The organism is Bacillus tequilensis KCTC 13622 (genome assembly GCF_000507145.1).
GTDB classification, from domain to species: domain Bacteria; phylum Bacillota; class Bacilli; order Bacillales; family Bacillaceae; genus Bacillus; species Bacillus tequilensis.
In genome coordinates, this window is the sequence record NZ_AYTO01000029.1 from 108,479 (window position 1) to 123,902 (window position 15,424).

A 15,424-nucleotide genomic window follows, 5' to 3' on the forward strand; every position below is an offset into this window, starting at 1 on the left:
ACACTATGAAACTGAATACAGAACAACAGAGTTATAACGGTATCCCGCTGCGACTGATTAAGCGTAATTACAAACAGTATAAAGCGAAGCGATTTTTAATTAATGGCACTAACCAAAACGTATGGATACCTAACAAACACCTTGAACAGGATGGGACCATAAAGAAAGGTGAAAACCTAGATTACATTTTTAGAAAGTCCCATAGAAAACTAGAAATTGCAAGTGTGCCTAACGTCAGGCGGTCCAATCAAAATAACTAAACAGAATTTACTTTAGGGAGAGATTACTATGAGTAAGTATGCGGTAGCTGTCGATAGATTTCAGAAAGACCTTGAAGTTGTAATTGTCAATGCCCCCCATGAAATAACTGCTATGGTCGAAGCTGTTGGAGAACTTGATCTATGGGGTATCGAAGATAAGATGAAACCACCATTCAAGACAGTTGACGACGGTATAGATTTCTATCTTCAAGGCGATTTGGCTATTTCAAGACCCGTGAAAATATAACCTATTTGATTGCACCGTTAAGCTCGAAAGAAGGAGGACCATTATGACTAAAGTAGATTTACACCAACCCAACTTAAAGTGGCTAGAGGAGAGAACCATTCTTCTATCACCTACAGGTAGTCATGCTTACGGGACAAATACCGATTCTTCTGACAGAGATTTCAAAGGGATCTGTGTCCCACCTATTGAGTATTATTTCGGCTTAGAGTCATTCAACGAGTACAACAATACCGGAGGAAAGAATTTCAAAAACACAAAAGATGATGTAGATATCAGTATTATACACATTAACAAATTTGTTAGAGACGCCATGCAAGGTGTCCCTAACAACATTGAAATTCTTTTTATTGACCGTGAGGATTATATTAAGATGTCCTCTTTGGGTGAACTTCTAGTAGATAATCGCCACCTGTTCCTCTCTAAAAACATACAGAAAAAGTTCGGTGGTTACGCCTACTCACAAATCCAGAAATTAAAAGCAAAAAACTCAAATGGCGTAGGTAGGCAAGATTTAATCGAAAAGTTTGGATACGATACAAAATTCTTTATGCACAGTGTCCGCTTGCTAACGAGCGCTATTGAAATTCTAGAAACTTGTGATTTCAGCACCCACCGACCAAACAGGAAATTGCTCTTGGACTGTAGGAACGGAGCATATACTTTTGAGGAAGCATTGGAAATGATCGAGGACTTAGACAGTAACTTAAAGCAAATTTCTAAAAGATCGCCTTTGCCCGATAAACCCGACTACCGAAAGGTTAACAACCTACTTATCGAAATAAACAAAAAAGCCACCAGGGAGGGAATTTAAAATGAGTACGTGGGTTTTAACTGATGAAGTGAAGGATCAGTATACTCCAATTGTTCAAGAGTTTATAGATAAGGTGGAAGCAGCTAACCCACAAGACACTGAGGAGTTATTAGAAATCGATTTAAGTGACACCGCCCTAAATCCTTACACGCTAGAGAAGTTACTAAAGAGTCTAGGTTACGAGAGTTCAGAGCATAACTATAATGGTTGGCAAATGGACTACTGGATTACCATGTCTAAGGGTGGAGCCAAACCCCTGGATATCAACGGTACTGGAATCACATTCGAGTTAAAATTATCTGAGGTAGGTTGACTACAAAGGGTCTGAAAAACTTCTTCGGACAAATTAGCAGAGGGGTGCACTATTTATGAAAACAACTTACACTATCGATTTGGATGAAGCTAAGGACGCACTCAACAAAGAAGAACTACAGATATTTAGTGTCCTTCTTAATAAAATCCAAGACCATACATCGGATTTTAGTGATGGTTATGAAGATGAGGATGAGTTTAGGAAACGTTGTGGCTTACCCCCTCTACATAACTTCAAAGTGTTCCTTATAAACGGGCAGGAAAAACAACTCAACTCTACGGTAGCGGCCACCGATGAAGCGGACGCTGCTACAGCTTGGTGCAAAAAGAATAACCTAGAGGGTGCCTTGCTCTATTCTGAACCTAAAGACCTTTGGTTGTATGAGGGGGCTAAGGTGTGCGTGGAAAAGATTGAATAAATAACTCTTCATTCCCCCACTTAATTCTCAAGGAGGTAAGCAATGGGTTTTCTAATCAAATGTAATAATTGCGGTTCTGAGGATGTTACTATACCAGTAAGCGCAGGAGAGAAGTATTCATCACTTGTGACGTACGTGAAAGTGAATCCTCAGTTTATTGTTAAATAATTACCACCACTTTTTGAAAGGTTTGGTTTTGTTGGGTGCATGGATTAAAGACGAAACACATCTAGAGCGCAGAAAATTTATCGACTATATTTTTGGACTAATTCGATATGAGATACACAAAGGAGAAGACGACAGCAAACGGTTAGAAGTGCTGAGTAAAATCCACCATGATCTTCTTTACGTTGAAGATCTTGAGCAAGCAGCGGGTTGGCAAAGGAAGCAAAAAGGAAAATCCGAACTAGATCTTGCCCTAGAGAAGATTTATGATCTGACTTCTAAATTAAGTGAGATGTCCTCCCTTCTCTCCACCCTCGATAACATCAGCAGTAATATGACTAAGAGAGAAATTCTTGATCTTATCGAGGAAGCAAGGCAGAGATACAACCCAATAACCGCTCCTGTTGTACAACAAAGTTGATGAAGAAATTAATCGGAAGGCACGGCCCATAGGCTGTGCCTTATTTTATATGGTGACTTTAATCGCAACTATCCCCCTCCCTACCACGATAAATAAATCGAGGAGGTGAAACTGTTGTCAACCAAAGTAAGCGTATCTGATGAAAAACAATTCATATACCGTGACTCTTTTAATAAAGGGCATATTCAAACACCCAGTATGGTCGAGAACTGTCTCAACCTAAGCAATGACGCAAAAACTGTTTACTCTAATATCCTAAATCATATTTATGAGAAAGGACATTACGCCTTTCCTAGCACTTATAAGCTTGCTATTTCGAGTTCTTGCTCCGTCAACAGTGTCGTCTCTTATATAAACGAACTAGTCAGTAAAGGGCTAATCGAAAAAGAGACTCGTGGTCGAGGGAGAAGTAATCACTATCACGTAAAGGACGTTCACCAGGTTCCCCTCCTAATCGTGTCTGAGATGTTTTGGAGAAGCATGTCTAAGCTGACTCATCTCTACGGTTGGAGAAAAATCCTTCCGGCGAAAGATAAAATTCTAAAGTTCATGGAGGAGAACAACTATCGGTTGCAAGATATGAGTACGGATGAGGACTCTGAAAAACAGCTAATCGAGCTTTTAAAACATGTCCTGAGAGGGGGAGATTTAGAAGTGGGTCTACTTCCTAGAAACATGAAATACCAAAAACCTACCGCTAAAGAAGAACAAACAATTTCTTCAACAGCAGCGGAGGAAGAAAATGCACAGAATTCAAGAAAAAAACGCAATGTCCCTGTAGGAGACAAGAAAAACCATTGGGGGTTAATGGCGGTGTCCGACTGGGGCGTCGAACAGTTTAAAGAATATTATTACGACAAGTATTTAGATAAAACCGGCCATGCCCACCCACGTAATATAAAGAAACACACCGGAATGATGAGAAACGTTATCCGAAACACTGGTGGCAAAGAGCTTCTAAAAAAATATATAGACGGTGTTTTTGATATTGGGTATGACAACCTAACTCTTGATTACCTTTCATCTAACCGGATTGGGGAGGTTCAGACCTACCTACTTAACGGCAAGAAGCCATTCTATATCGAGAAGAAGGAACCGAAAAAGCGAGAAACCGAAAGTGTTCTAGTACAGCCTACAGAGACACTCTCAAGTGAAGAAATGCTTAAAAAGATGTTAGGAGGAAACGATTAATGATTCAACAAAAAGAGCCTTATACCACATGTGCTTCCTGCCTAGTGAAGGATTGGTGCGGCCGAAGAAGTGGAAAAACCCCCCTCCCCTCTGATTATGATGTCAACCCTGAATGTAATGGGTATGTTTTGTTAGAACAAGCATTTTCCTTATCAGGTATTCCTCCTGAATACCGAAATGCAAATCGTGGGAGGTTTGCGTACGACCAAGACAATGAACGCTTCAAATCATACTTCGAAGGAGTTTTCGATACTATTAATGAACAAGTGAGCAAAGGTAACAACATAGGTTTTGTACACCCTCAGAAAGGTACAGGAAAAACCTACACAGCTATCTCATTCGCTATGGAATTTTTATTAAACAATGTGATGAATCCTTCAATGTTTGATTTTGAAAATCCGCTTGTCCTCTACATCAAGTACGGTACCTGGGCCAATGAGTTACGTCAGGTATACCAACTGAACGACGAGGATTACAGTTTAAAAATTCTAAGGGACATGCGAAAAATGAAAGAAGTTCCCTTGTTAATTCTCGACGATATTGGCAGCGGCCGGCTCACTAAATACGTGAGAGACTTAACCTATGACCTTATTGATTATCGAAAAGAGAATAAACTCTCCACCTTCTTTACTTCTAATTTAGGTATCCCGCAATTGGAGAGCGAAGACTGTTTAGGAGATATTATCACTTCCCGACTGTTATACAATACCACTGTTTTTCAGTTGGGTGGCCGAAACAGACGGACAGAAAAAACAATCATAATTCCTTAAAATATATCCCTGATCCCCTTCTCTAAAGCACTGCAAGCCCCTAAACAAAGCTAGCTGCTGTATAGATTAGGGGGTTTAAATATATTTACACATTTTTCAAAATTATAGTTGACAAATATTCGAAATTTTGTTTAAATTGGGTCATTCCTTTATCTTCTAGTTCAATAGTATCACCCAAATAGTCCTAGATAGAACAACGAATAAAACTTAGGGGTGGTAAGTATTGCAGAAGTGGTCATATGAAACCTATGAAAAAATCGATCGGGTCTATAAAGGAATTGTAGAAGATTACTACATGAACAGAAGTCCTGATATCGTGGCACTGGAAATGCATGTAAGTAGGGAAATGCTCAAAAGAGATTTTACAAAAAGACAGCTAAAGATAATAACTTTTATTTATACGTTCTCCTTCCCCTACAACAAAGAAGCCGCACTTATAAAAAACATGCAGGATTTTGAGTTATGTGGGGTAAGCAAGACAAAAATAAGCGAAGAACTAGATAAATTAGCCGAATTAAGGGTTATTGAATGGGATAAAGGAACAAAAGAGTTTTCAATAAATGACCCTCATTATTGGGAGGTCCCGTTTAATCGAGGGGTTTCAGATACAAGGTACCAGCAAATGTTTATAGAGAACTTAGATCACGCAGGAGTTGATATTTCTACAGTTATATCAAGGCTCAGGTAAGAGCCTTCTCTTTTTTACGTGTGGTTCCCAAAAAAGAAACCCATATAGTAAAGACAAGTTTTGAATACAGGGTATGGACTTAGTGTGCATTGAACAGGTAGGAAAATGGAACCATTAAAACATACCTATTTAGTATTTACAATACTATTTTTATATGTTATAATTAATTCATCAAGTTAGTTACAAAGGAGAGATAATCTTTGGATCGACTTCACCAACTGTATACGAACCACTTCAACGAACAGACTCTTCATTTCACATATGCTAATAGACCGACTTAGTACAATTTAAAAGGATTATTAATGGAAGGTAGCACAAATAGCGAGAGTTACACCCACTCAAATCAGACTGTATTTATGGACTACATAAGAATACAAACCGAGGCACAGTGCGTACATAAATTCTCGCCTACAATGGCCACCTTCTTCTTTTTAACCCAAAAACCAAACGTACGTTCTTTTTTCGATAAAAATAAAAGAACAAAAAAAAATTATATATTTTTCGCAACTAACCAGGTACCTCCTACGATAACTAGTGTGATCACAGTTAGAGAGTGAGGATAGCCTTATGCCGAGTATTGAAGAATTACAGTTATTGAATTATTCCCTCGAAACAAAAGATTGGGATGTAGTGGATAGGAATGGCTTTAATGAAGAACATTTTCCGGTCCACAAAGACGCTTTTAATTTCATAAATGGCTTTAAAAAATCCAATGGACAGCTACCGACCCTTGAAACTGTTATGAACAAGTTCGAAGAATTTGAACCTGTCGAGATAGAGAAAATCGATGTTGTCGTTGATTCTTTAAAAGAAGATTGGCTACATAGACAGTATAAACCTGTCTTGAAAAAGTCGGCTGAATTAGTAGCAGAAAAGAAAACCATTGACGCCCTCCAAGAAATGAAAATCCAGGCCACCAACCTTTTGAAGTTGGTTGGCAGTCAGGGTAAAGGATATTCATACATAGGAATGGCAGATCAACGCAAAGAAAAATACCTCTCCATTCACGGGAGAAATGAGGATGAGATCCTAGGCTACACAACAGGCTTTGCTCCCTTAGATTTAGCCACCAATGGGATGGTGAGCGGTGGAGAGGAAACAGATTATTTCTTAGTCTTCGCCCCTTCTAACATGGGTAAGACTTTGATGACTTCCTTCATGTTGCAATCACAGTGGAATAGTTCGTTAGATTGGGATTACCCTGCATATTTTGCACTTGAACAAAGAGCTGAGGAGATCGCAAGAAACTGGGACAACGTCCTAGCCGGAGTATCTAATTTAGCAATGCAGCGTGGGACTATGTCGGAAGAACAAAAAGACAAATATGTTGATTTTCTTGACCGTCTTAAACAGAAGCAAAAGGACATGGTAGTTTATGATGTCCAAAGAAACGGAGGCCGGCCGTACACTGTAGCAGAAATCCAGCGTATTCTCGAATCAGAAGGACACAACCGATTTGTTTTAGACCAGCTATCAAAAGTCAGATTGAATAATTCATTCGGGGGCGGGGATCTTCGACAAAGGTTATTCGATGTTTCCGCAGAAGTCAGGGAAATGATTTTAGGTACAGGGATTCCAGGGTATGTTGTTGCCCAAGCTAATCGGGACTCCGCTAAGAGAGTTAAAAAAAGCTTGGAGAATAGTGAAGTTCAGGGTGAGGATGTTGGCGAAACATATGCTATTTTCCAAGACGCCAGTAAAGGGATTTCAATTATTAAAATCAATGACAATACTTTTAAAGTCCAAGTAATCAAAAACCGTGGGAATGCGAGTAACCAAAGCTTTTTAGTCCGTTATAACTTTGACACTGGTCTTGTGAATGTACTTAACGGTGAAATTGGAGAGCAATTTTTCTAGGAGTGAATTAAATGTCCAAGCGAAGCTTAGAGATGTTAGAAAACGTCCAGCTCGATGTTTGGGATATTATCGACGAATTGAGGTTTGAGTATCAACATTCTTCAAATTTCGGTATAAACCCTACTGCTTTTTCTCATAAAAACGATACAGGTGATTGGGTCATGTCTTGTTGCCCTAACCATGCAGAAACAAGGGCGTCCTTTGGAATATCCAAAGAACCCCCTTACCATACAAATTGTTTCTATTGTGGTTACTTAGGGACACTAGACAAGACAGTAGAAATTGCTTTTGGTTTAGACGACGGTGAGGGTATCAAGCTCTTATTGTCTGACTATATCCTTGAAGAGACACGTGCGCCTATAGACGTAGATGGAATTATTAACGACGGGAGGGAACGTACTACTATCCCCTTCCTTAATGAGAGTGAACTTTCTAAGTTCGATAACTCACCATCTAAGAATAAATGGACATACGATGTCGCTATGTCGTATCTAATTAACCAACGTGGGATGACGCCTCATACATTGAACACCTACGGTATCAAAGTAGATGTAGATAATGAGTGTATCGTATTCCCACAAAGAACTAGAACTGGAGAACTACGTTTCCTCCAAAAAAGGAAGATAGGAAGTTCATACCAAGGTGCTAAGTTCATCAATGAAGGGTCACCTATCAAAAAAGATATTCTCTTCGGCCTCAGCTTCATTAATCAACTTAGAACCTCAAAAAACCGTATCAAAAGAGTACGGATGGTGGAGTCACCTCTTGACGTTATGTCTAACTACCAGGTAGGCATAGCAGCCGTGGCAACTAACGGTAAAATTCTTTTCAAGAATCAGATTAGAGAACTCCAACTAGCAGGAGTAGAAATTGTTGATACCTTCTTTGATAACGACAAAGCTGGTTGGGACGCCACTGTACAAGCAACAAATGCTTTAGTGAGAGCGGGGTTTATTGTTAATCAAACCCTATACCCTCCTCAGTTTAGCAGAAGTGCAAAAGTTGATTCAAACGATCTGCTGAAACTAGGTTGGTTAGATAAGTTGGAGAGTAAGCCTGTTAGTTTGTTAGGGTACAACCTCTAAAAAATTAATGACTCTTGTCATACCTTTGCCAACTATAGGTGATGTGAAGATTTGACTATAAAGGTCTGTCGAAATTTGACATTCGGCAGGGCCTTCTTTAAGTACGCCTACAAACCAAAAACTTTCAAATTATTGGAGGAAATTAAACAATGACAGCAACTACTATTAACTCAAACAATATCAATGAAATCGTTATGGATCTATTAAACTCTACATATATGAAAAAAGTATTCAACTTCGAGTTATTTAAGATCAAGCTACAAGATAAAGATGATGTTAAACAAGACTGCATTATTCAAATTTTAAGTGCCCTAAAAAAACAAAATGTTACGCCTGACAACCTACAGTCCTTTTGCCACACTATCATTAGAAGAACAGTAGTAGACTACTATCGGAAAGCTAATAGAAAGATAGAACAGAATTCCTCTACATTCTTCTTTTGTGATGGGATTCGTGACGGAATCAGTGCAGAAAGTAATCAAGGTGAAAATCACCCTACAAACCACACATTTGTAGTGAGTTCGGACGAACATGGCTATGATATCTTCAACGTGAAACATGATTTCGAAACAAACAGACATCGTTTTACTCCTACTGAGCAAAACGCAATTGAATTCATGCTTTCAAACCACGTATCTATGTCTTTAAGTTTAGCAGAAATAGCAGAAGAATTACAGATCAATAAGTCCCATACTACTCGTGCATTCAAAAAACTTCGTGATATCTGTGGGTCTTAAGACCTATGGATATCAATGTGAAGAATGTTTACATCTTAAACAAAAGTATATCATCGCAAAGCCTCTATGTAAATGTCTTACAGTTACGTTTTTATTACATTTATGTTACAGAACGCAACTTCTCTGGCACATGAAACGATTACTATTGTTTAAGTAACTTCACTTCTTATATCACGAGATCATTATACATCATAGCCAAACTTATTGCAAACACCCTTTGACTTGCCCTTATTTTTGTGGTATATAGCACCATCTCTTGAAATGTTTAGATGTACTTTGGCTGCAACTACCTCATATGTAAATGCGATCAATCATCTGAGGAATCAATACAACTCTCACCCTCACAATTATGATTGTTTTTGGTTATCTATACCTCTCCCCTCTTTTGTTAAAACATTCTGATGACGATTGATAAAATTCGCAACTGTTTTAACGGAAGTAACGATCATTATTGTGAGCGTGAGAGCAGAGACCTCAAAAGCTCAAATAACAATACTCATTGGAGGAAGATAATTATGACAGCAGTAAAAGGATTAGACGCAATTCTTAGCGGAGGAACACAATTTATTACTTTTGAGGACGGTAAGCCTTTAACGCTTTTATTCATTGACTGGTATGACGACTTGGTTGGAATTCGTGAGCATTACGAATCAACACTAAATCCTAAATATGTCCGTTGCCCTGGTAAAGATGTTTGTCCACTTTGTGCAGCGAACCCAGGAAAATATCCAGGTTTTAAAATTAAGTTCCGTGTTTTTGATCCAAAAGATCAAAAAGTTAAATTTGTCTCTCTTGCTAAAACACATATCCAAAAACTCAATACTGAGTTCAACCTTGAAGAGATCGACCCTACTAAGAATTTCGTAACCATTTACCGCTCCGGGAAAGGCGCTTCCGATACTAGCTATTCCGCCCGAGCTTACAGACCAAACGGCCAAGATAAACCCGAATTACAAATCCCAAACTTTGATGAGATGGGTATTGAAGTACCGTCCCTCGAAGAGCAAATCACACCACATACTCCTGAGGCTATCCAAGGGTTTATGGACGCTTTACTTGCAGGTGCCGCACAACAACAAGAACAATTCCAGCAAATGCAACAGCAACAGGAGCAATTCCAGCAAGGTCAGTACCAACAACAGCAAGGACAGTTCCCTCCACAAGGCCAACAATTTCAGCAACAGGGTCAATTCCAACAACAAAACGGATTCCCTCCTGCGAACCAAGGTCAACAAGGACAAACATCCGGCCGCAAGCTTCCGTTTTAAAGGCTGATTCACTTTACAAAGCTAACGCTATTAGACGAACTATTGGGGCGAGTAAATCGCCCCTTTATTTATAGGAGGGTTCATAATGAGTGACCAAAACACCGTAGAAGACGATATCTTGGGTGCGCTGGACAAACGAGAAAAGAAAGAAAGTACAAAAAAGACCCGCACCAAAAAGTCAGAACCTAAAAAGAAAGCCAAAAAAGTCACCAAGAAAGAACAACAGATAATAGATATTGCAAATTCGATAAAGGTTCCTGACAACTACCATTTAATTAATACACCTGAATTATTTGAGAAATTCGTACAACATTACACGATGTACAAGACTATGTACCAAGAGCCTTACGTGTTCATTGATACAGAGACTTATGGGGTTAACCCGTTTAAGGATGAGATTATATCAATCTCCATCGGCTTTATGGACGACAACCACTTCGATTTACCGATCAAACCATTCAAACACCCGTCATCTGTAGATGTCCCTTCTTTAGACCATACCCCAACAGTAGACACATTGCGGCCGCTTTTGCAGCAAGACAAGAAGCTTGTCTTAGCTAACGCAAAGTTTGATATCCATGTCCTCTATAACTGGTGTGATATTGATATCACATTTAATGTTTGTTGGGATACTATGGTTGCTGCTGGCCTCCTAAATGAAAATATGCCTAAGGGTCTTAAAGAATGGTACAAAACATACGCATTGCCTGACTTGGTAGCTCGGGGATTAATGGAAGATGAACGTAAATTGCCTACTTTCAAATTCGGTAGTATGTTCGACAAGATCCCGTTCGATGAAGTCCCGCACAATTTAGCAACCTACTATGCTTGTCACGATACCTTTATGACCAAAGCAGTTTTCCAATATCAAAAGTCTATATTAGAAGACCCTACGTTCGGCCTCGATGGTGTAATGAAGCTGTTTAAAGAAGTAGAAATGCCGTTAATCCCAGTCCTCGCCACCGCAGAACGCAAGGGGATTAAAGTAGATGGGGACTTCCTAGAAAAAGATATCGGGTATGCCCTATCTAAGAAACTCGCAGAGATAAAGCAAGGTATCTACGATCATCTCGGATCGACAATTGTGTTGCAGAAAACTAAAACTCGACAAAAGAACGGGATTAAATTTAAAGAGCATTACGAAGTAACCGAGGAATTTAACTTAGGTTCCCCCGCTCAACTTTCACGTAAGCTCTATGTTGATAATAAGATCCTAGAGCCGGTTATGGAATATGACAAGGAGAGTAAGAAACAGGTACCTAAAAACAAAACAGATAAGAAGACACTTACTAGGAACAAAAACGCACACCCTGTCATACCTCTAATACTGGAGTATAGAGGACTATCTAAGTTGATTGACGCTTTTTGCAATAAACTCCCTAAAGAACCCCAAGGCACGATTGACGGAAGAATTCACTGTTCTTATAACCAATTGGTTCGGACAGGCCGTATGTCCTGCTCCAATCCAAACTTACAACAGATACCTTCTAAGTTTGACTTAATACGGTATGGGTTCAGAGCCGATGAGGGCCGCACGTTAGTATCAATCGACTTCTCGCAGCAGGAGTTACGGTGGTTAGCAATCTTTACCCAAGAACCTTCTTTAATAGAGGTATATAGTAAGGGACTAGACATGCATAGCCGAGTAACTTGTCAAGTGCATGGGTTTGACTATAACATGTTTGAACAAATCCGTAACTATAAAGGTGATACCGCCGAAGAGACAGAAAGAAATCTCAAAGAAGCCATGGATAATTGGAAATACACTGAGGAAATTCAATTTGCTATCGCCAAATATAACGCCACTTACGGCACGAATTTTGATTCTGATGTTTTGGACGATAACATTACAACTACCTTAGCAAGCTTTTTTGAATTACTTCGTAAAAAAACTAAGTCTGTTGTATTCGGAACAGTTTACGGTATCACAGAGATCGGTCTAGCTGATCAAATTCAAGGTACCAAAGAAGAGGCCAAAGCTCTAATCGATGGATTTAAAGCAGGATTGCCTTACTACCTCCGCTGGGAGGCTGAAACCCATAAGAAGGTTCTTGCAAGCGGTTATGTGGAAACCTGGTTAGGGAGAAAACGCCGCTTCGGAGAAACATTGCAAGAGGCTTACGCTAGCGATCTATGGAGAAAACGCAAATGGCATTGGCTAGTCGAAAAGTGCAAAAGGCAATCAACGAACGTACTAATCCAGGGTACCTCTGCGGACCAGGTTAAAAAAGCTATGGTCGAGTTATTTTACCCTAAGCGCCCCGATGGAACTGTATGTTTTGACCGTACTGAATGGTTGGAGAACGGCTATCAATCAAAATTGGAAGAGCACGATGTTAATCTCCTGTTACAGGTACATGACGAGTTGGTATTCGAGGCTCCTGAGACAGTTGAATGGTCAGCTTTACAAGAATTAGCTGAAATCATGCAGAATGTCATTCCTACAGAACATTTAGGTGTGCAGTTTAAGTCCGATATTGAAGCCTCTCCATATTGGGGTGGGAACTTCTCTCCTGAGGAACTAAGCCAAATTGCTAACGGTGAGCTAGATTGGAGAGAGACTTTTGCCAAGGAAGTTAAAAAGAAAATGGAGAAAGAGTTAGGGCACGAGTACGAGTTAGGGCTATTTACAGAAAAAGATGAGGATGAAGATGAAGATCAAGCAGCGTAAGGTGGCCTTAGGGTCACCTTTTTTGTTGCAGCTAATAATTTCTCGCAACTATTGAAGATTGCTAAACGATAACTATTTTGAAGTTAAGAACATTTAAGGAGAGATTCATTATGGCAACGAATCATCAGGAAATTAAAGAAATTGTGGTTGTAGAGTTCGACCCTACACTCAAACATTACGATTTTAAAAACTGCCTTGAAGGCATTTCGATAGGAGACAGTGTTGTTGTAGACACAAGGAATGGAGTCAGAGCCGGTACAGTAGTCGGATTCAAAAACGACTCTAAATTAGCAGACAGGTGGATCATTCAAAGAGTAGATTTAGAAGGCCACAAAGAGCGCTTAGAGAAAGAAAAAGAGAGAATTGCTGTAAAGGCCCAAATGGAGAAACGACGCAAAGAACTTGAAGAGTTAGAAGTCTACCAAAGCTTAGCTGATAACGATAAAAGAATGGCCGACCTACTGAGTAACTACAAGGCACTAGCATAAGGAGGACGAAGGGAAATGGAAAACACTAGACCGCTTTTTATTAAGCTCACTCATTTAAAGACAGGAAAGCCTACGTACATCAAGGCTAACAACATCACAAGTGTACGACAAAACGATGAAGGGGTAACTCTAGTTCTACAGGGAGACAGTGGTCAGTATGTCAAGGAAAGTGTTGAGTACGTTATTGACGTGTTGACTATGTACGGTTTTGGGTTTATTGATTAATTATATCCCTATTCTAACTTTATTAGTCATTATCGGGACACCCTTAGTAATTTGTGCTATTTCTGACTGGTGGGACATAAAAAGAAGGTAATAAACCTCACCTTACATTACTTATACCGAGTTCCTACAGTCGACACACAAAACACTACCTACTAGTTCATATTTCCGACAATGCATGTACTGATACGTAGTAGTTACCTCTTCATGTAGTCATATTCAAAGTCAGTTGTTCATTGATTCTAATTGACGCAATCAGGAGGGTAATGTTAATATTATCCCAGCGAAAGCCCTCCTGTATCTACCAATGAAGGAGGAACTTTCTATGAGAGGTTCAGTTAAGCAAGACAAGAAAACTAAGAAGTGGTTTTACGAAGTAACAGTCAGTACAGACCCTGTTACCGGGAAACGAAAGCGCAAGAAGAAGCGGGGATTTGCTACAGAGAAAGCAGCACAGAAAGCCCTCACAGCACTTCTTGCAGAAATCCAAAACGAAGGGTATGTCGACCCTTCCAAGGTACCGCTCAGTAATTATTTAGCGGAGTTTCTAAAGGTACGTTCAACTGAACTAGAAAAAGAAACTTTCAAGATGGAAAAAGGTAACATGGAGACACACGTGATACCTGAGCTAGGTAAACTAGCTTTAGGGAAAATCACTAGTGATCGTTTGCAGAAGTTCATTAACAAACTCTTAGAGGAAAAAGGCTTGCAAGCCTCTTCTGTCAAACGAATATTCGACCCTTTAAGAATCGCATTAGACAGAGCTGTTATGAGGGGCCTTATTCGTGAGAATCCGGCAAACGCTGTGATAAAACCTAAAATTACCCGTGCTGAGATGACTGTATGGTCAAGAGAAGATGTAATAAGATTCCTCAATTTCGCAAAGAAAGATCGGATGTTTATGCTCTTCCATTTAGCATTCACCACAGGATTAAGACAAGGTGAGTTATTAGGACTGCGTTGGAAGGATCTAGACATGGAGCAAGGATTACTAAGAGTAACACAAGTTCTTACAAGAGATGGAGAACTAAAACCCAGAGGAAAATCGGCTGCCGCTACTCGTGCAGTTACATTGATGGATGAAACCATACAGTTACTTAAAAAGCACAAAGCAATGCTGGCAAGCGAAAAATTGGCGGCAGGGGAAAAATACAAGGATTTCGGCTTAATACTGCCAAGTTCTAAAGGTACTCCCCTACTCCACAGAAACACGAACCGCTCATTTGATCGCCTAGTGAAAGAGTATAATGAATTAGCGGACAAAATGAAAGAAGTAAATAATATCGAGGTCCCTAAATTAGAGAAGATCAGGTTCCATGATATGAGGCATACCCACGCCACCTTACTTCTGTTGGCAGGAGAAAATCCTAAAATAGTAGCTGAACGTCTAGGCCACTCAAAGGTTAGTGTTACATTAGATACTTACTCTCACGTTCTACCTAACATGCAAAAAGATGTGGCTAACAAACTAGCAGAAGTTCTAAATGGATGATAGGTTTTATTTTCCCACCAAAGGAGGTGATGTACAACCTCCTTTAAGCGCCGCCCTATTGGCTGTCACCGATAGGGTTGGCATGGGATGTGATCACCATATTTCAGATTTTTGGTCGCCAATCCGTCGCCAAAACTGATTTATTTAGGTGGGGTACCCAAAAAGAGAAAAACAAAAAGACACTTTGCTCTGTCAAACAAAGTGCCTTCAACCCATGAGGCGTACTGGGTTCGAACCAGTGACCTCTTGCCTGTCAAGCAAGCGTTCTCCCACTGAACTAACGCCTCGCAATATGATGTCACAATCCTGTCAAGGTAGCG

18 protein-coding genes and 1 tRNA gene are annotated in these 15,424 nt (G+C 39.7%); 18 read left to right on the forward strand and 1 reads right to left on the reverse strand.

What is annotated here, in order from left to right; all coding sequences use genetic code 11:
- Positions 1-5: 5 nt before the first annotated feature.
- The 18 genes from V756_RS0109095 (at position 6) to V756_RS0109190 (ending at position 15,104) form a co-directional block, all read left to right on the forward strand.
- Positions 6-260, forward strand: coding sequence for a hypothetical protein (locus tag V756_RS0109095; protein ID WP_024714394.1), 255 nt, complete (start codon positions 6-8; stop codon positions 258-260).
- 28 nt (positions 261-288) lie between these two features.
- Complete coding sequence (locus V756_RS0109100; RefSeq protein WP_024714395.1) at positions 289-507, forward strand: hypothetical protein; 219 nt, start codon at positions 289-291, stop codon at positions 505-507.
- 43 nt (positions 508-550) lie between these two features.
- Positions 551-1,318 carry a nucleotidyltransferase domain-containing protein gene (locus V756_RS0109105; protein ID WP_024714396.1) on the forward strand — a complete coding sequence of 256 codons (768 nt, stop codon included), beginning with the start codon at positions 551-553 and terminating at the stop codon, positions 1,316-1,318.
- Position 1,319: 1 nt separating this feature from the next.
- Complete coding sequence (locus V756_RS0109110) at positions 1,320-1,631, forward strand: hypothetical protein (protein WP_024714397.1); 312 nt, start codon at positions 1,320-1,322, stop codon at positions 1,629-1,631.
- 55 nt (positions 1,632-1,686) lie between these two features.
- A complete protein-coding gene (locus V756_RS0109115; RefSeq protein WP_024714398.1) occupies positions 1,687-2,049 on the forward strand; it encodes a hypothetical protein in 363 nt (120 codons plus the stop codon).
- A gap of 42 nt (positions 2,050-2,091) precedes the next feature.
- Entirely contained in the window at positions 2,092-2,217 is a 126-nt protein-coding gene (locus V756_RS1000000124365; protein ID WP_255210025.1) for a hypothetical protein, read from the forward strand.
- Positions 2,218-2,248: 31 nt separating this feature from the next.
- Entirely contained in the window at positions 2,249-2,635 is a 387-nt protein-coding gene (locus tag V756_RS0109125; protein ID WP_142675231.1) for a hypothetical protein, read from the forward strand.
- 114 nt (positions 2,636-2,749) lie between these two features.
- Positions 2,750-3,826 carry a helix-turn-helix domain-containing protein gene (locus V756_RS1000000123065; RefSeq protein WP_024714400.1) on the forward strand — a complete coding sequence of 359 codons (1,077 nt, stop codon included), beginning with the start codon at positions 2,750-2,752 and terminating at the stop codon, positions 3,824-3,826.
- Complete coding sequence (locus tag V756_RS0109135) at positions 3,826-4,596, forward strand: ATP-binding protein (protein WP_024714401.1); 771 nt, start codon at positions 3,826-3,828, stop codon at positions 4,594-4,596. Before V756_RS1000000123065 ends, V756_RS0109135 begins: the two co-directional genes overlap by 1 nt.
- A gap of 223 nt (positions 4,597-4,819) precedes the next feature.
- On the forward strand, positions 4,820-5,284 hold the full coding sequence (locus V756_RS0109140; protein WP_024714402.1) for a replication protein: 465 nt from the start codon (positions 4,820-4,822) through the stop codon (positions 5,282-5,284).
- Between the two features lie 567 nt (positions 5,285-5,851).
- Positions 5,852-7,141, forward strand: coding sequence for a DnaB-like helicase C-terminal domain-containing protein (locus V756_RS0109150; protein ID WP_024714404.1), 1,290 nt, complete (start codon positions 5,852-5,854; stop codon positions 7,139-7,141).
- An 11-nt stretch (positions 7,142-7,152) separates the two neighbouring features.
- On the forward strand, positions 7,153-8,226 hold the full coding sequence (locus V756_RS0109155) for a toprim domain-containing protein (protein WP_024714405.1): 1,074 nt from the start codon (positions 7,153-7,155) through the stop codon (positions 8,224-8,226).
- A gap of 149 nt (positions 8,227-8,375) precedes the next feature.
- Complete coding sequence (locus V756_RS0109160; RefSeq protein ID WP_024714406.1) at positions 8,376-8,963, forward strand: RNA polymerase sigma factor; 588 nt, start codon at positions 8,376-8,378, stop codon at positions 8,961-8,963.
- A 515-nt stretch (positions 8,964-9,478) separates the two neighbouring features.
- A complete protein-coding gene (locus V756_RS01000000122165; RefSeq protein WP_024714407.1) occupies positions 9,479-10,231 on the forward strand; it encodes a hypothetical protein in 753 nt (250 codons plus the stop codon).
- A gap of 85 nt (positions 10,232-10,316) precedes the next feature.
- Complete coding sequence (locus V756_RS1000000124370) at positions 10,317-12,902, forward strand: DNA polymerase (RefSeq protein ID WP_255210026.1); 2,586 nt, start codon at positions 10,317-10,319, stop codon at positions 12,900-12,902.
- A gap of 110 nt (positions 12,903-13,012) precedes the next feature.
- Complete coding sequence (locus tag V756_RS0109180) at positions 13,013-13,390, forward strand: hypothetical protein (RefSeq protein ID WP_024714408.1); 378 nt, start codon at positions 13,013-13,015, stop codon at positions 13,388-13,390.
- A 15-nt stretch (positions 13,391-13,405) separates the two neighbouring features.
- Positions 13,406-13,615 carry a hypothetical protein gene (locus tag V756_RS0109185; protein ID WP_024714409.1) on the forward strand — a complete coding sequence of 70 codons (210 nt, stop codon included), beginning with the start codon at positions 13,406-13,408 and terminating at the stop codon, positions 13,613-13,615.
- A 322-nt stretch (positions 13,616-13,937) separates the two neighbouring features.
- Positions 13,938-15,104: a site-specific integrase gene (locus V756_RS0109190; protein WP_024714410.1), complete on the forward strand. Its 1,167-nt coding sequence runs from the start codon at positions 13,938-13,940 to the stop codon at positions 15,102-15,104.
- A gap of 215 nt (positions 15,105-15,319) precedes the next feature.
- Here V756_RS0109190 and V756_RS0109195 read toward each other — a convergent pair.
- Positions 15,320-15,391: transfer RNA gene (locus V756_RS0109195), tRNA-Val, on the reverse strand.
- Between the last annotated feature and the right edge of the window lie 33 nt (positions 15,392-15,424).

Coding starts and splice junctions, on each gene's coding strand:
- V756_RS0109160 (WP_024714406.1), top strand. CDS start 8,376: ATGACAGCAACTACTATTAACTCAAACAATATCAATGAAATCGTTATG.
- V756_RS0109105 (WP_024714396.1), top strand. CDS start 551: ATGACTAAAGTAGATTTACACCAACCCAACTTAAAGTGGCTAGAGGAG.
- V756_RS0109115 (WP_024714398.1), top strand. CDS start 1,687: ATGAAAACAACTTACACTATCGATTTGGATGAAGCTAAGGACGCACTC.
- V756_RS0109135 (WP_024714401.1), top strand. CDS start 3,826: ATGATTCAACAAAAAGAGCCTTATACCACATGTGCTTCCTGCCTAGTG.
- V756_RS0109180 (WP_024714408.1), top strand. CDS start 13,013: ATGGCAACGAATCATCAGGAAATTAAAGAAATTGTGGTTGTAGAGTTC.
- V756_RS0109110 (WP_024714397.1), top strand. CDS start 1,320: ATGAGTACGTGGGTTTTAACTGATGAAGTGAAGGATCAGTATACTCCA.
- V756_RS0109190 (WP_024714410.1), top strand. CDS start 13,938: ATGAGAGGTTCAGTTAAGCAAGACAAGAAAACTAAGAAGTGGTTTTAC.
- V756_RS01000000122165 (WP_024714407.1), top strand. CDS start 9,479: ATGACAGCAGTAAAAGGATTAGACGCAATTCTTAGCGGAGGAACACAA.
- V756_RS0109185 (WP_024714409.1), top strand. CDS start 13,406: ATGGAAAACACTAGACCGCTTTTTATTAAGCTCACTCATTTAAAGACA.
- V756_RS1000000124365 (WP_255210025.1), top strand. CDS start 2,092: ATGGGTTTTCTAATCAAATGTAATAATTGCGGTTCTGAGGATGTTACT.
- V756_RS0109095 (WP_024714394.1), top strand. CDS start 6: ATGAAACTGAATACAGAACAACAGAGTTATAACGGTATCCCGCTGCGA.
- V756_RS1000000124370 (WP_255210026.1), top strand. CDS start 10,317: ATGAGTGACCAAAACACCGTAGAAGACGATATCTTGGGTGCGCTGGAC.
- V756_RS0109150 (WP_024714404.1), top strand. CDS start 5,852: ATGCCGAGTATTGAAGAATTACAGTTATTGAATTATTCCCTCGAAACA.
- V756_RS0109100 (WP_024714395.1), top strand. CDS start 289: ATGAGTAAGTATGCGGTAGCTGTCGATAGATTTCAGAAAGACCTTGAA.
- V756_RS0109155 (WP_024714405.1), top strand. CDS start 7,153: ATGTCCAAGCGAAGCTTAGAGATGTTAGAAAACGTCCAGCTCGATGTT.